This window comes from uncultured Escherichia sp., from assembly GCF_948475835.1.
In the GTDB taxonomy this organism is placed as follows: domain Bacteria; phylum Pseudomonadota; class Gammaproteobacteria; order Enterobacterales; family Enterobacteriaceae; genus ECMA0423.
In genome coordinates this window covers 7,747-21,084 of record NZ_CAOLGM010000037.1, presented here as the reverse complement: position 1 = coordinate 21,084, position 13,338 = coordinate 7,747, and the positions used below count along the sequence as shown (strand labels likewise).

Below are 13,338 nucleotides of genomic sequence, written 5' to 3'. Positions count from 1 at the left end.
GAAAGGATGCTTTTTACACTGAAAAAAGTGATTGGCAATATGTTGCTGCCACTTCCGCTGATGTTGTTAATTATTGGCGCTGGCCTGGCGCTGCTGTGGTTTAGCCGTTTTCAAAAAACCGGGAAGATTTTTATTAGCATTGGGTGGCTGGCACTCTTGTTATTGAGTTTGCAACCGGTAGCCGACCGCCTGCTGCGTCCCATCGAAAGCACCTATCCGACATGGAATAATTCGCAAAAAGTGGACTATATCGTGGTGCTCGGAGGTGGTTATACCTGGAACCCGCAGTGGGCACCGAGCTCTAATTTAATCAATAACAGTCTGCCACGCCTGAATGAAGGTATTCGCTTATGGCGCGAAAATCCGGGATCAAAACTGATCTTCACGGGAGGCGTAGCAAAAACCAATACGGTGAGTACAGCGGAAGTAGGTGCCAGAGTTGCGCAATCGCTGGGCGTGCCGCGCGAGCAAATTATCACCCTGGATTTGCCAAAAGATACCGAAGAAGAAGCTGCGGCAGTGAAACAGGCGATTGGTGACGCCCCTTTCCTGCTGGTGACCTCCGCATCACATCTGCCGCGGGCGATGATCTTTTTTCAGCAGGAAGGGTTAAATCCGCTACCAGCCCCGGCGAATCAGTTGGCCATCGACTCGCCGCTTAATCCGTGGGAACGGGCAATCCCTTCTCCGGTCTGGCTGATGCATAGCGATCGTGTTGGCTATGAAACGCTTGGCCGCATCTGGCAGTGGCTGAAAGGTCCGTCAGGCGAGCCACGGCAAGAGTGATTTTGATGCCAGATCGAAGTTGCGCCGACTAAATCGTCCGGTATTAACCAGTTGCGCAACTTCATCCCATAACACATACAACCAACGCCGCCAGATGAACGACTCCGCCACTGGCGCGCGTTGCAGGTAACTCCAGAGCAAATCTTCCGCCAGAGAATTATCCATTAGTCGGAACAGTTCGTATTCTCGCGGTGCCCAAAGCATTAGTCCCGGCCCGACCATCGCCAGTAACTGATCGCTGCGCGAATCTTTCAGCATGCTGCGTAAACAGAAGTTACCGTGAATCAACACACAATTGTCGTTAAAGCCTTCAAATAATGCCGGGAGACATTCGCGAGTGCGAAACAGGATCCGCTTATCCTGCATCGTCAGACCGGTGTTATTGAACTGATTGAGCGTGGTCCATAGCACTTCAACATGTTGCCGGTACCATGAGGGCCAGAAATTTTCCTGAGTATTGTCGACCGCGCCGACGCAACCGCGACTGTCCTGACGGTGCCAGGCCAGTAAGGCTTCAACGATTTGGTCTTTGAGTTGTTCCCAGCGTTCTGGTGTTCGGGCTGGTGCCTCCACCGAAACACCACGCATCCGCTCCAGTAGCAGGACATCGGGGCCGGGGTGTTCTTCATGCGTCATCACACCATAAATAGTCGGCATACGGACAGTCCCACTTCTTGCCAGCATGGTGGTTTTCCATGCCAGTTGTCGGGCTTTTCCGGGCGTACTAAAGCTTCTTGCCATTAACGGCATTGGGTTTCCCTGGCTGTCATACAAAGCCCACAACGCCGTATCCGCTTTTTCATTGACGCACTCAATACGACTGAGTTTTTCGCCCAGTAAATGGCTTAATTCGGCACGCAGCTGTTCCATTCAGATTACCCTCATAAAAGCTACTGCTTTCATAATGAGCGCCAATATAAAAGATGTCACCTGAATGAGATCAATTGTTGAAAAGAAAAATTGAGGAAAATCGTAACGGTACGACACTCCTCCCAAAATTGGCTGAAGTGTCGTGAAGTGAAATTAGCGCATTTCAGCGCGAACGCGCTCAAGATCTTCAGGGGTATCCACACCTGTGCCAGGAACTTCCTGAGCAACAGCAACATGGATTTTTTCGCCGTACCACAGAACACGAAGCTGCTCTAACATTTCGATGTGTTCTAACGGACTTGGCTGCCAGTTGACGTAACGACGGATAAAGCCTGCACGGTAGCCATAAATACCAAGATGACGCAGGAAGTTATCGCCAACGGTTTCAAGGCCTTCTGCAAAACGATCACGATCCCAAGGAATGGTGGCGCGAGAGAAGTACAGTGCATACCCTTCAGCGTCGAGAACCACTTTCACCGCATTCGGGTTAAACGCTTCTTCCGCATTGTGGATTGGCACCGCCAGAGTCGCCATACCCACCTGACGCTGAGCGAGGTTATCAGCAACCTGACGAATGATTGTCGCAGGGATCATCGGTTCATCACCCTGCACATTAACGATCACCGTGTCGTCGCTGAATGCGCATTTTTCGACAACTTCCGCCAGGCGTTCTGTCCCTGACTGGTGATCGGCGCGCGTCATACATACTTCACCGCCAGCGGCTTCAACGGCGCGGGCGACATCCTCATGATCGGTTGCCACGATGATGCGATCGGCACCTGATTCGCGAGCACGTTCAAGAACATGAACAATCATGGGTTTGCCATTAATATCAACCAATGGTTTACCGGGCAGACGCGTTGACGCGTAGCGCGCGGGAATAATGACCACAAAACTCATGATTTACTCTCATCAGCAGTCAGCACGCGGGCTTCCGTTTCCAGCAACACTGGAATGCCATCACGCAGCGGGAAAGCCAGGTTGTCCAGTTTGCAAATAAGTTCTTGTTTTTCTTGGTTATACCAAAGTTTTCCGTTGCAAACCGGGCAGGCAATGATTTCAAGCAGACGATGATCCATAGTTCCTCCAGATGGATCGGGTTATGAATGCATAAATCTTATCATAATCATTTATGCGACGGGGTCTATTTCCCAGCCAGTGCGGCAATCAGTAAAGAGACCTTGCGGGCAGCGTCCTAATGTCACCCGCGTTGCCTGCTGCCAGCTCGCGAAATCAGTAATCGCCTGACGTAACCCTTTTTGCAGCATTGTCGTTGGTTTAATGCCTTCCTGTAACCACAGAGAGATAACTTCAAGGATGCCTGTCTGGCGATGCATTTTGGCATCCATTCGCCCAACTAATTGCCCACGATGTAATAATGGCAGAACAAAATAGCCATACTGGCGTTTCGGCGCTGGGGTATAGCACTCCAGCCGGTAGCTAAAATCAAAAAGCTGCTCTGCGCGTTTGCGATCCCAGACAACAGGATCAAAAGGCGAAAGTACCGCGCTGTGCGTTGCAGTGAGCTTTCCGGCCAGCGCACGCTCGAGTAGCGGCAGCAAATCAGCATGCAGCCAAAGATTGCCCAATTTTTCAACATGCACAGCAATGATTTGCTGCTGTTCAGCCCTCGCTTCGCGCCACGCCGCCAGTGCCGGACGTTTCAGCCGATAGTAATCTGCCAGCCACTGTTCGCGGAATATTCCCAGGCTACGCGCACTGTTATCCAGCATGATGATTTCTGCTTCTGTTTGCGAAACGAGATCGCGCTCATCATCCCAGTCAGGCATGACACGGTGGGTTAAATCATAAACGCGCTGGAAGTTGCGCCGTTCAATCACCATCACCTTTCCGGCAGTAAATAAACCTTCCAGATGCCGTTTATGCGGCTTCCATTCCCACCAGCCGCTTGCACCTTTACGAGGATGCTCAAAATCGGCTGAACGTACCGGCCCCTTATCATGAATATGCTGAATTAACTGTGCAATTTCCGCCTCATGTTCCTGCATCCAGGCGTCTTTGTATTTCCAGCCCATTTTTTCAGGTGCCAGCATGCGGTGGCGAATAAGACGAAAGTCGCTGCGTGGCATAAAGCAGGCTTCATGCGCCCAGTATTCCATTAATTCGCCACGCGCCAGAGACTCATCCAGCCACTGGGCAGGATAATTTCCCAGACGACTGAAAAGCACCAGATATGGACTACGGGCAACAATATTGATGGTATCGATTTGCAGCAAGGACATGCGGGAGATCGTTGCCGGAATATCCTCCAACGACGCTCGACGGCGGGGTTTGTTTAACAGGCCTTGTGCGGCAAGGTGAAGATTACGCGCATCAGCAAGGGAGAGGTGCGGCAGCGACATTCATGACTCCATCAATCGAACGCTGCCGCGGCGTAACTAGTTGCCAGAAGCCAGCGAGGTTAGTTGCGTAAGCAGTTTCGCTGGTTCATCACCTGAAAGCTGTGCGTCTACAGGCAAATACCACCAATTTTCTTCTGCAAAGGCCCGGCATTTCACCGCATCTTTTTCAGTCATTACCAGCGTTTGCCCGGTGCTTACCAACGCGCTGACATCCGCATGGTTCAAAGACTGATGATCGGCCAGCGGTACACATTTTTCCGGTTGTACGCCGCACATCTTCAGCGTGGCAAAAAAGCGCGGCGGATGCCCAATCCCTGCCATCGCCACCACATGTTCAAGCTGAGCAACATCACAACGCGTACCGGTACGTAAATTCACCGCCTGACCCGGCAGCAGATGCATGGGGATTTCACCGCTGCGGGGGACACCGCCGTTGACGATTACCGCATCAACTGACTTTAAGCGCCCCGCTCGCTCACGCATTGGCCCCGCCGGCAACCACCAGCCATTGCCAAAGCGACGCACACCATCAATAACGACAATTTCCACATCACGCGCCAGACGGTAATGCTGTAAACCGTCGTCGGTTACGATGATCTGCACATCAGGGTGTTGCGCCAGAATGGCTTTTACCGCATCAGAACGAACGGGAGAAACCGCAACAGGCGCATCAGTGCGTTGATAAATCAACACAGGTTCATCACCCGCCTGTGCTGTTGTGGTATCTGCCGACAATAACAGCGGATAAGATTCAGCCTTACCACCATATCCCCGCGATACGACCCCCACTCGAATTCCGCGCTGTTGCAACTGTTCCACCAGCCAGACAACGACCGGGGTTTTTCCGTTGCCGCCTGCGGTGAGATTACCAACCACGACAACCGGTACGGGGGCACGCCAGGCGCGCTTCAGTTTTAGTTTATAGCAAAGACGGATCGCGCCACTCACCAGGCCATACAACCAGGAGAGTGGCAGCAATAGCCGCCACAAAGGGGATTCACCAGACCAGATTTTTTCGATCATTGGCCAAACTGCATTTTGTGAAGTTGCGCGTAAACGCCGCGGTGCTCAAGCAAATCGTTATGCGTACCGCGTTCCACAATGACACCATCCTCGACGACCACGATTTCGTCTGCCTTTTCAATGGTAGACAAGCGGTGGGCAATCACCAGAGAGGTACGGTTTTTCTGCAACTCATCCAGTGCCGCCTGAATCGCACGTTCGGATTCGGTATCCAGAGCCGAGGTAGCTTCATCCAGAATCAGAATCGGGCTATCACGCAGCAAGGCTCGAGCGATAGCAATACGCTGACGCTGACCGCCAGAGAGCAGCACGCCGTTTTCACCAATCACTGTATCGAGACCGTTATCCATCTTATTGATGAAGTCCATGGCGTAGGCCATACGCGCCGCTTCTTCAATTTGCTCACGGCTGTACTGTTCAGTCCGTGCGTAAGCAATGTTGTTAGCAACCGTATCGTTAAACAGATGGACATTCTGCGACACCAGAGCAACCTGGTTACGTAACGACGCCAGGGTATACTCGCGCAGATCGTGACCATCCATCAGGATTTCGCCTTCATCAATATCGTAAAAACGAGTGATCAGGCTGGCGATGGTTGATTTACCTGAACCAGAGCGTCCAACCAGAGCAACCGTCTTCCCTGCCGGAATTTTCAGGTTGATGTTACGCAATGCAGGTACGTCACGTCCCGGATAAGTAAAGGTGACATTGCGGAATTCCACGTCGCCAGTCGCACGCTCGATCACGCGCTTACCTTCGTCTTTCTCCTGCTCACTGTCCAGAATGGTAAACAGCGTCTGACAAGCCGCCATACCGCGCTGGAACTGGGCGTTAACGTTGGTCAGTGATTTCAGCGGACGCATCAGTGCAATCATTGAAGAGAAAACAACGGTAATCGTACCGGCAGTCAGGCTATCCATGACACTTGGGAAGCTCGCCGCATACAGAACAAACGCCAGCGCCAAAGAGGCGATCAGCTGAATGATCGGATCAGAGATGGAAGAGGCTGAAACCATTTTCATCCCCTGAAGACGCATTCGGTTGCTGACTTTATCAAAGCGTTTCGTTTCCACTTCCTGACCACCGAAAATCAATACTTCTTTGTGGCCCTTCAGCATTTGTTCGGCGCTGGTGGTCACCTGCCCCATGGTGTTCTGCATGTTTTTACTGATGTTGCGAAAACGCTTCGATACTACGCGAATCGCAATCGAAACAATCGGTGCCAGCACAATCAAAATGATCGACAGTTGCCAACTGTAATAGAACATCATGATGAACAGGCCGATGATTGACGCACCTTCACGCACAACCGTTATCAGTGCGCCGGAAGAAGAAGAAGCAACCTGTTCGGAATCGTAGGTGATACGTGACAACAGCGTCCCCGTTGACTGTTTGTCAAAAAATGAAACCGGCATTCCCATCATGTGACCAAACAGGCGGCGACGCATGGTCATTACCACCTTTCCTGATACCCAGGAGATACAGTAGCTGGAGACATAGCTGGTGATACCACGTAAAATCATCAGCCCGATCACCACCAGCGGCATCCACACCAGCACGGAGCGATCTGTTTTACCAAAGCCATCATCAAGAAGTGGCTTAAGGAGCGATAACATGAAGGTATCGCTGGCTGCGTTGAGGATTAACGCTACGCCCGCCACGATCAGACCCGCTTTAAAAGGCGCAATGGTTGGCCACAGTCGGCGGAACGTCTGCCACGTAGAGAGATCTTTGTCGTTATGCATTCAAAAAACCAGCATTTGTTGAAATAGCCGCATATTCTACCCGTTATCCACTGGCACGCCAAACCACTGATGATACCAACGAGGTAAAATTTGCTCTCTGAGGCTGCTAATCCGCCAGCCTTGCGCTGAAAAATTGACCGTCACTTGACCCTGATGTGGAGTATCAAGCCATTGATATCCTTGCTGTTGATAGCGATGCTTAACTTTATTAGAGGGCAATCGCCATGCGTTATAGCACGATGCCGATGCGAGTGCCACTTTTCCATTCACTCGCTGAATTAATGGCAACGATGATGAGGTATTACTGCCATGGTGAGGTACCTGAAGCAATGTTGTCTGCACTTGCTGCCAGTAACGGCTTAGCATCTTTTGTTCAGCGGGGACTTCAATATCACCGGTTAGAAGAATGCTATTCGTCCCGTCATCAACCTTAACCACACAGGAATGGTTATTTCCTTTATCGTTGCTAGCTTGTAAAGGCCAGTGCACGCTGAAACGCAATCCTTGCCATTGCCACGCTTCGCCACGCACACAGGGCTGATGATGTTCCCAGTTTAACGGACTTCTGATCCATAACATCGGCCATGTGTGCAATATTGAGTCCAGCCCTCCCCGGTGATCCAGATGTTCATGACTCAGAATAACGCCTTCCGGTTCAAGATTATGCCAGTGGAGCCAGGGGATAATCAGTTGTTGCCCACTATCCCCTTCGGGCCAGGCCAGTCCTGTGTCATAGAGAATCGCTTTGCCGTTTCTGGCTATCACCATTGCCAGCCCTTGCCCGACATCAAGCATGTACACCTGCCACTCGTCAGGTCGAGGTTTTTGCCATAGCGGCCAGCACATCAGCAAGCCTACAGCCACACACATTGCTGGCAACGTTCGCCAGGCGTTTAATCGCCATACCACCAGTAAGAACCATGGGGAAAATGATAGCCATTGCCAACGTTCAGCAATGTTGATCCACCCTTCTGGCAAACTCTTTAACCCCCAGAAAAGTAAAGCCAAAGACCGGTCGGCAAGAAACCATAACCCTTGCTCCAGGATTAACGGCCCGCTTAAATGCACAACCATCGCGGCGAGGATCAACGGAACCGTGATAAATGTCACCAAGGGAATTGCTAATAGATTTGCAATAAACGAGGTCAGACTAATGCCATGAAATATGACGATTTGCACGGGCATAAGCAGAAGTGTGATACCCAGTTGCAGATGGATGAGGGAAACAACTGCACGCAATACCGGCGGCAGTTGCCACTCAGGACAGGGAAACCACTGATACCAAAAAATCAGTGCCGCGACCGCAGCGGCAGAGAGCCATAAACTTTGCGAGAGAATGGCAACAGGATCCATCAGCAAAATTGCCGCCAGACAACATATCCATACATCCCAGCCACTCCACTGTCGCCCACTTAACTTAAGCATTCCCCACGTAGCAAGCGCCACCACGGTACGCAATGCAGGAGGTTGCATTCCCGTCAACCAGGCATAAAAAGCAGCACAGCAGATCCCACCAATTAATGGTATTTGCCAGTGGATCCAGCGCCCAGGCAGAAAAATTTGTCCACTGCGAATGAGTCCGGCAGCCAGCAACGCCGCAAAAGCGATGTGCAATCCCGATATCGCCATTAAATGCGCCGTTCCAGTATCGCGCATGATATTTTTGATTTCTTTGGGGACGGATAACCGTTCCCCCATACCTAAACCAAGAATAACCGCATTCCACGGATAGGGTTGCAGCGTTGTTTGTAGTGACGCCAGATACTGTGCACGCAGGCTACAATTCGGTTCAATAACACTTGCCTGCAGAAAGCGGCCGGTGAGCGGTTGATGCTGGGCAATGGCATAACGCTGGCTATCAAAGCCGCCATCATTAAGTTGGCCATGAACCGCACGAACTTTGAGTTTCATTGACCATTGTTGTCCAGCACAAACCGCTTGCGGAAGATATTCGCCATACAGCACAAGGCCTGGCGCAGGGAATATACGTCGACCTTGTAGATGAGTAATTTGACCGTAATGAGTGGTCATGCCGTCAGTTGCAGTGATCTCAACAATTGCATCCTGCGTCGCGCCAGTTAAGGTTTCTCCTGCCCACAAAATTTGCTTTGCTGATAATATGCCCCAAACGAAAAACAGCAACGTCAGCGCGATATAACGGACGGTTTTAACAGGGATAAATGCCAGTACGCAGGCGAAGAGAGTCAGAAACGCAAGGGTTAATGTCCCAGGCAATTGGGGCAAAATCAGCAACGGAAAAATTCCGCAAATTATGCATACGCCGACTGTCGTTATTTTCATGCACCCCTCCCTGTTTATGGAAAGTGTGCAACTTTGTTGAGCGGTTGTCTGGTGGGAATTTTGCGTTCCCCGAGGCACATTCAGAAGAATTTAACGAAAGGGTGAAAACTGCTCAAAACTCTGCGAGGCAGCTTCCAGTTCCTGATTAGAGAAATGAAAAAAGCACCCGACAGGTGCTTTTCTCGCGTTCAAGTTTGAGTAAAAACTTAACCGTAAATATTGGCGCGATCGCGCAGTTCTTTACCAGGTTTAAAGTGAGGAACGTATTTTCCTTCCAGTTCTACTTTATCGCCAGTCTTCGGATTACGTCCGGTACGTGGTGCGCGGTAGTGCAAAGAGAAACTGCCGAAACCGCGGATTTCAATACGCTCGCCCTGCGCAAGAGTCGAGGCCATATGCTCCAGCATCTCTTTTACTGCATCTTCAACCGTCTTGGCGGGAATGTGCGATTGCTGGGTGGCAAGTCTTTCTATCAATTCTGACTTGGTCATGATTCCTCCGGTTCCTTAAAGGCAAATTAAGCGGCTGCTGTTGCTGCATTGATTAAGGGCGGCCGTAGCCGCCCTTAGTGCTTGATTACAGGACGAAACCTGCAATCTGTCAAGTAAACTCAACAAACTTCGGAATAAAAATCCCGAAGAGTCAGAGAATTACTCGCCTTTAGCTGCTTTGAAAGCTTCAGCCATTGCGTTGTTGGAGAAGTTTGCATCTTCCTGTTTGTTAACAGTTGCGATTGCATCTTTCTCGTCAGCTTCGTCTTTCGCACGAACAGACAGGCTGATTGCGCGGTTTTTACGATCAACGCCGGTGAATTTAGCTTCAACTTCGTCGCCAACGCTCAGAACCAGGGTAGCGTCTTCAACGCGGTCACGGGATGCTTCAGAAGCACGCAGGTAACCTTCAACGCCGTCAGCCAGTTCTACGGTTGCGCCTTTAGCGTCAACTGCAGTTACTTTACCGGTTACGATAGCGCCTTTCTTGTTCAGAGCAACCCAGTTGTTGAACGGATCTTCTGCGAGCTGTTTAACGCCCAAGGAGATACGTTCACGTTCTGCGTCAACCTGCAGAACAACTGCAGCGATTTCGTCGCCTTTTTTGTATTCACGAACTGCTTCTTCGCCTGCAACGTTCCAGGAGATGTCAGACAGGTGAACCAGGCCGTCGATGCCGCCGTCCAGGCCGATGAAGATACCGAAGTCAGTGATAGACTTGATTTTACCTTCAACACGGTCGCCCTTGTTGTGGGTTTCCGCGAACTGCTGCCACGGGTTAGCTTTGCACTGTTTCAGCCCCAGGGAGATACGACGACGTTCTTCGTCGATATCCAGAACCATAACTTCCACTACATCGCCAACGTTAACAACTTTGGACGGGTGGATGTTTTTGTTGGTCCAATCCATTTCGGAAACGTGTACCAGGCCTTCAACGCCTTCTTCGATTTCAACGAAGCAGCCGTAGTCGGTCAGGTTGGTCACGCGACCAGTCAGTTTGGTACCTTCCGGATAACGTTTAGCGATAGCTACCCACGGATCTTCGCCCAGCTGTTTCAGGCCCAGAGATACACGGGTACGTTCGCGGTCGAACTTCAGCACTTTAACAGTGATTTCGTCGCCCACGTTGACGATTTCGCTCGGATGCTTAACGCGTTTCCAGGCCATGTCAGTGATGTGCAGCAGGCCGTCAACGCCGCCCAGATCAACGAATGCACCGTAGTCAGTGAGGTTCTTAACGATACCTTTAACTTCCATGCCTTCCTGCAGGTTTTCCAGCAGCTGATCGCGCTCTGCGCTGTTTTCGGATTCGATAACGGCACGACGAGAAACAACAACGTTGTTGCGCTTCTGATCCAGCTTGATTACTTTGAATTCAAGCTCTTTGCCTTCCAGGTGCAGAGTGTCACGCACCGGACGAACGTCTACCAGAGAACCTGGCAGGAACGCACGAATACCGTTCAGCTCAACAGTGAAGCCGCCCTTAACTTTGCCGTTGATAACACCGGTAACAGTTTCAGCATCTTCGTAAGCTTTTTCCAGCGTGATCCAGGCTTCGTGACGTTTAGCTTTCTCACGGGACAGCAGAGTTTCACCGAAGCCGTCTTCTACTGCGTCCAGAGCAACGTCAACTTCGTCACCTACCTGGATTTCCAGCTCGCCTTGGGCGTTTTTGAACTGCTCAGCCGGGATGGCGGACTCAGATTTCAGACCAGCGTCAACCAGTACTACGTCTTTGTCGATAGCAACAACAACGCCACGAACGATAGAACCCGGGCGGGTTTCGATTTCTTTTAAGGACTCTTCAAAGAGTTGAGCAAAAGATTCAGTCATGTTTAATCTTCAGGTTTATATTTAACGTCCACCTGGCTCCATGCCGGATGGGGTTGTTTAACATACCCGCTGTCATTCCATTGCAACGGGGGTACTGCAAATTCGGTCGCTTATGCGAGAGCCAATTTCTGGCGCGAGTATTGTAGCGCTTTTTCAATCACTTGCTCAATGCTTAAGGTGGTGGAATCCAACACTAAAGCATCGGCTGCCGGAACCAGTGGCGCTACCGCTCGGTTACGATCGCGGTCGTCGCGTTCTTTGATCTCGGCCAAAAGGCGCTCAAAGTTAACACTAAAGCCCTTCTCCTGCAACTGTAGCATGCGGCGATGCGCTCGTTCTTCCGAGGAGGCGTCAAGGAAAATTTTCACTGGCGCATCAGGGAATACCACCGTTCCCATGTCGCGGCCATCGGCAATCAGGCCTGGTAATTCGCGAAACGCGCGTTGGCGACGCAATAATGCTTCACGAACGCGTGGGAATGCCGCGACTTGTGAAGCTGCATTCGCCACTTCCTGAGTACGAATTTCGCCGCTGACATCTTCCCCTTCGAGGATCACTTCCAGATTGCCATTGGTTGACACAAAACGTACATCCAGATGGGATGCCAGCGGTACCAGCGCATCTTCTGACGCAACATCAACATGGTGATGTAATGCCGCCAATGCCAGTACGCGATAAATTGCACCCGAATCCAGCAGATGCCATTGCAATGCTTCCGCCATAGCCTTACACAAGGTGCCTTTCCCTGCACCGCTTGGGCCATCAATGGTAATAACCGGGGCAATTGCCGTCATCTTTATCTCCTTAAAACAGGCGTACCGTTAACATAACCGCGCGCATTATACGCGCCGACGCCACAAATCGTTAACGTTGTGTGCAAAAACCAGTTTTGTCTGTATTCAGATGGGGATTTATTGCGCAATTATAGCGGGCTGGCAGAAGACCAGCCCGAAAGATGACAATGATTTACTTACCAGAGGCGATACGATCACGGATGTGTTGCGCACGCTCTGTTGATGGTGGGTGAGAGTCAAACATGGACTGGGTGCGACCGCCATCCAGGCTAGCCAGTTTTTCAAAGCTACCAACCAGCCCCTGGGTACTGATGCCACGTTTCTTCAACAGATCAAAGGAGAAATCATCTGCTTCGGACTCTTTATCACGGGAGTATTTAGCATTGATAGCGCCTTCTGCGATATCACCCAATTGTGAGCGGGAAAGCTGGGAAGCAACACCGCTGGTAGCTGAAATGGCATCGCGTGCGGCAACGATCGCATAAGAAGCTTTCATTTCAGCCAGCGAGTGACCCAACGCGACGTGGCCCAGTTCATGGCCCAGAACACCTTCAATTTCGTTGTCATTCATCATGTCCATCAGGCCACTGTATACACGAACACAGCCGTTCGCCATCGCCCATGCGTTGACGTCGCTGGTCATATAAACCTTATAGTTGACCGGCGTGCCATTAATATTGTTACCCAATGCTTTGGCGATTTTTGCCAGACGTTTACCGTACTTGCTGGATTTACTTGCGACTTGATTGCCGCTGTCCATTTCGGCACAGCCCTGATTGGCAATCGCTTTTGCATCGGCATCGCTTAATGTTGCTGCTTTATAGGCATTTAAACCGGAGCTGATAGCCATATTGGTATCAATACCGTGGGTATTTTGACACCCTGTCAGTAATGCTGCAGAGGTCGCAATCGCCAGCAGTAATTTAGTATTCTTCATGTGAATCATCCGTTGATTAATCATATATAAATATTATGTATCAACAACTTACATTGACAAGCGACGCTACCATTAATCAAAATGACTCACAAGGTCCGAAAAAAAACGCCGACAATGTGCCGACGTTTTGATAAAGAAAGATTTGGCTATTTATTGCCCGTTGTTCATTCAGGCTGCCTGGCTAATCCGCGCCAG

The 13,338-nt window shown here is 50.7% G+C and carries 12 protein-coding genes and 1 pseudogene (1 of these 13 only partly in view); 1 reads left to right on the top strand and 12 read right to left on the bottom strand.

The genetic code is table 11. The features are described from left to right. Nucleotides 1-6: 6 nt before the first annotated feature. Nucleotides 7-786 carry an envelope biogenesis factor ElyC gene (elyC, locus tag QZF50_RS09530; protein WP_000899599.1) on the top strand — a complete coding sequence of 260 codons (780 nt, stop codon included), beginning with the start codon at nucleotides 7-9 and terminating at the stop codon, nucleotides 784-786. On the opposite strand, the gene QZF50_RS09525 is transcribed toward elyC, so the two are convergent. The 12 genes and pseudogenes from QZF50_RS09525 to aroA all read right to left on the bottom strand — a co-directional run. Then, nucleotides 763-1,656, bottom strand: a complete 894-nt coding sequence (locus QZF50_RS09525) for a YcbJ family phosphotransferase (RefSeq protein ID WP_000436922.1) — start codon at nucleotides 1,654-1,656, stop codon at nucleotides 763-765. The two genes, elyC and QZF50_RS09525, sit on opposite strands and share 24 nt — an antisense overlap. 153 nt (nucleotides 1,657-1,809) lie before the next feature. Further along, nucleotides 1,810-2,556, bottom strand: a complete 747-nt coding sequence (gene kdsB, locus QZF50_RS09520) for a 3-deoxy-manno-octulosonate cytidylyltransferase (protein WP_000011590.1) — start codon at nucleotides 2,554-2,556, stop codon at nucleotides 1,810-1,812. Beyond that, nucleotides 2,553-2,735 carry a protein YcaR gene (gene ycaR / locus QZF50_RS09515; RefSeq protein ID WP_000350058.1) on the bottom strand — a complete coding sequence of 61 codons (183 nt, stop codon included), beginning with the start codon at nucleotides 2,733-2,735 and terminating at the stop codon, nucleotides 2,553-2,555. The genes kdsB and ycaR overlap by 4 nt, the downstream gene beginning before the upstream one ends. Nucleotides 2,736-2,786: 51 nt before the next feature. After that, nucleotides 2,787-4,019 (bottom strand): crosslink repair DNA glycosylase YcaQ, encoded by a 1,233-nt coding sequence (ycaQ, locus tag QZF50_RS09510; protein WP_000056529.1) that lies wholly within the window; start codon nucleotides 4,017-4,019, stop codon nucleotides 2,787-2,789. A 36-nt stretch (nucleotides 4,020-4,055) separates the two neighbouring features. Further along, nucleotides 4,056-5,042, bottom strand: coding sequence for a tetraacyldisaccharide 4'-kinase (gene lpxK, locus QZF50_RS09505; protein ID WP_000570542.1), 987 nt, complete (start codon nucleotides 5,040-5,042; stop codon nucleotides 4,056-4,058). After that, nucleotides 5,039-6,787 (bottom strand): lipid A ABC transporter ATP-binding protein/permease MsbA, encoded by a 1,749-nt coding sequence (gene msbA, locus QZF50_RS09500; protein WP_000551270.1) that lies wholly within the window; start codon nucleotides 6,785-6,787, stop codon nucleotides 5,039-5,041. Before msbA ends, lpxK begins: the two co-directional genes overlap by 4 nt. 36 nt (nucleotides 6,788-6,823) lie before the next feature. Next, nucleotides 6,824-9,088, bottom strand: a complete 2,265-nt coding sequence (locus tag QZF50_RS09495) for a ComEC family protein (RefSeq protein WP_061892235.1) — start codon at nucleotides 9,086-9,088, stop codon at nucleotides 6,824-6,826. Between the two features lie 206 nt (nucleotides 9,089-9,294). Beyond that, nucleotides 9,295-9,579, bottom strand: coding sequence for an integration host factor subunit beta (gene ihfB / locus QZF50_RS09490; protein ID WP_000167336.1), 285 nt, complete (start codon nucleotides 9,577-9,579; stop codon nucleotides 9,295-9,297). 159 nt (nucleotides 9,580-9,738) lie between these two features. Further along, nucleotides 9,739-11,412 (bottom strand): 30S ribosomal protein S1, encoded by a 1,674-nt coding sequence (gene rpsA / locus QZF50_RS09485; RefSeq protein ID WP_000140327.1) that lies wholly within the window; start codon nucleotides 11,410-11,412, stop codon nucleotides 9,739-9,741. Nucleotides 11,413-11,522: 110 nt separating this feature from the next. Further along, complete coding sequence (gene cmk / locus QZF50_RS09480) at nucleotides 11,523-12,206, bottom strand: (d)CMP kinase (RefSeq protein WP_001583403.1); 684 nt, start codon at nucleotides 12,204-12,206, stop codon at nucleotides 11,523-11,525. A 172-nt stretch (nucleotides 12,207-12,378) separates the two neighbouring features. Continuing rightward, on the bottom strand, nucleotides 12,379-13,143 hold the full coding sequence (gene ycaL / locus QZF50_RS09475; protein ID WP_001295345.1) for a metallopeptidase YcaL: 765 nt from the start codon (nucleotides 13,141-13,143) through the stop codon (nucleotides 12,379-12,381). 168 nt (nucleotides 13,144-13,311) lie between these two features. After that, nucleotides 13,312-13,338 (bottom strand): annotated as a pseudogene (aroA, locus tag QZF50_RS09470) (3-phosphoshikimate 1-carboxyvinyltransferase) (it continues 1,260 nt past the right edge of the window).

Excerpts from the sequence above, each read along its gene's own strand:
- ycaL (WP_001295345.1), bottom strand. The coding sequence starts at position 13,143 with ATGAAGAATACTAAATTACTGCTGGCGATTGCGACCTCTGCAGCATTA.
- rpsA (WP_000140327.1), bottom strand. The coding sequence starts at position 11,412 with ATGACTGAATCTTTTGCTCAACTCTTTGAAGAGTCCTTAAAAGAAATC.
- QZF50_RS09525 (WP_000436922.1), bottom strand. The coding sequence starts at position 1,656 with ATGGAACAGCTGCGTGCCGAATTAAGCCATTTACTGGGCGAAAAACTC.
- elyC (WP_000899599.1), top strand. The coding sequence starts at position 7 with ATGCTTTTTACACTGAAAAAAGTGATTGGCAATATGTTGCTGCCACTT.
- ihfB (WP_000167336.1), bottom strand. The coding sequence starts at position 9,579 with ATGACCAAGTCAGAATTGATAGAAAGACTTGCCACCCAGCAATCGCAC.
- lpxK (WP_000570542.1), bottom strand. The coding sequence starts at position 5,042 with ATGATCGAAAAAATCTGGTCTGGTGAATCCCCTTTGTGGCGGCTATTG.
- ycaR (WP_000350058.1), bottom strand. The coding sequence starts at position 2,735 with ATGGATCATCGTCTGCTTGAAATCATTGCCTGCCCGGTTTGCAACGGA.
- QZF50_RS09495 (WP_061892235.1), bottom strand. The coding sequence starts at position 9,088 with ATGAAAATAACGACAGTCGGCGTATGCATAATTTGCGGAATTTTTCCG.
- cmk (WP_001583403.1), bottom strand. The coding sequence starts at position 12,206 with ATGACGGCAATTGCCCCGGTTATTACCATTGATGGCCCAAGCGGTGCA.
- msbA (WP_000551270.1), bottom strand. The coding sequence starts at position 6,787 with ATGCATAACGACAAAGATCTCTCTACGTGGCAGACGTTCCGCCGACTG.
- ycaQ (WP_000056529.1), bottom strand. The coding sequence starts at position 4,019 with ATGTCGCTGCCGCACCTCTCCCTTGCTGATGCGCGTAATCTTCACCTT.
- kdsB (WP_000011590.1), bottom strand. The coding sequence starts at position 2,556 with ATGAGTTTTGTGGTCATTATTCCCGCGCGCTACGCGTCAACGCGTCTG.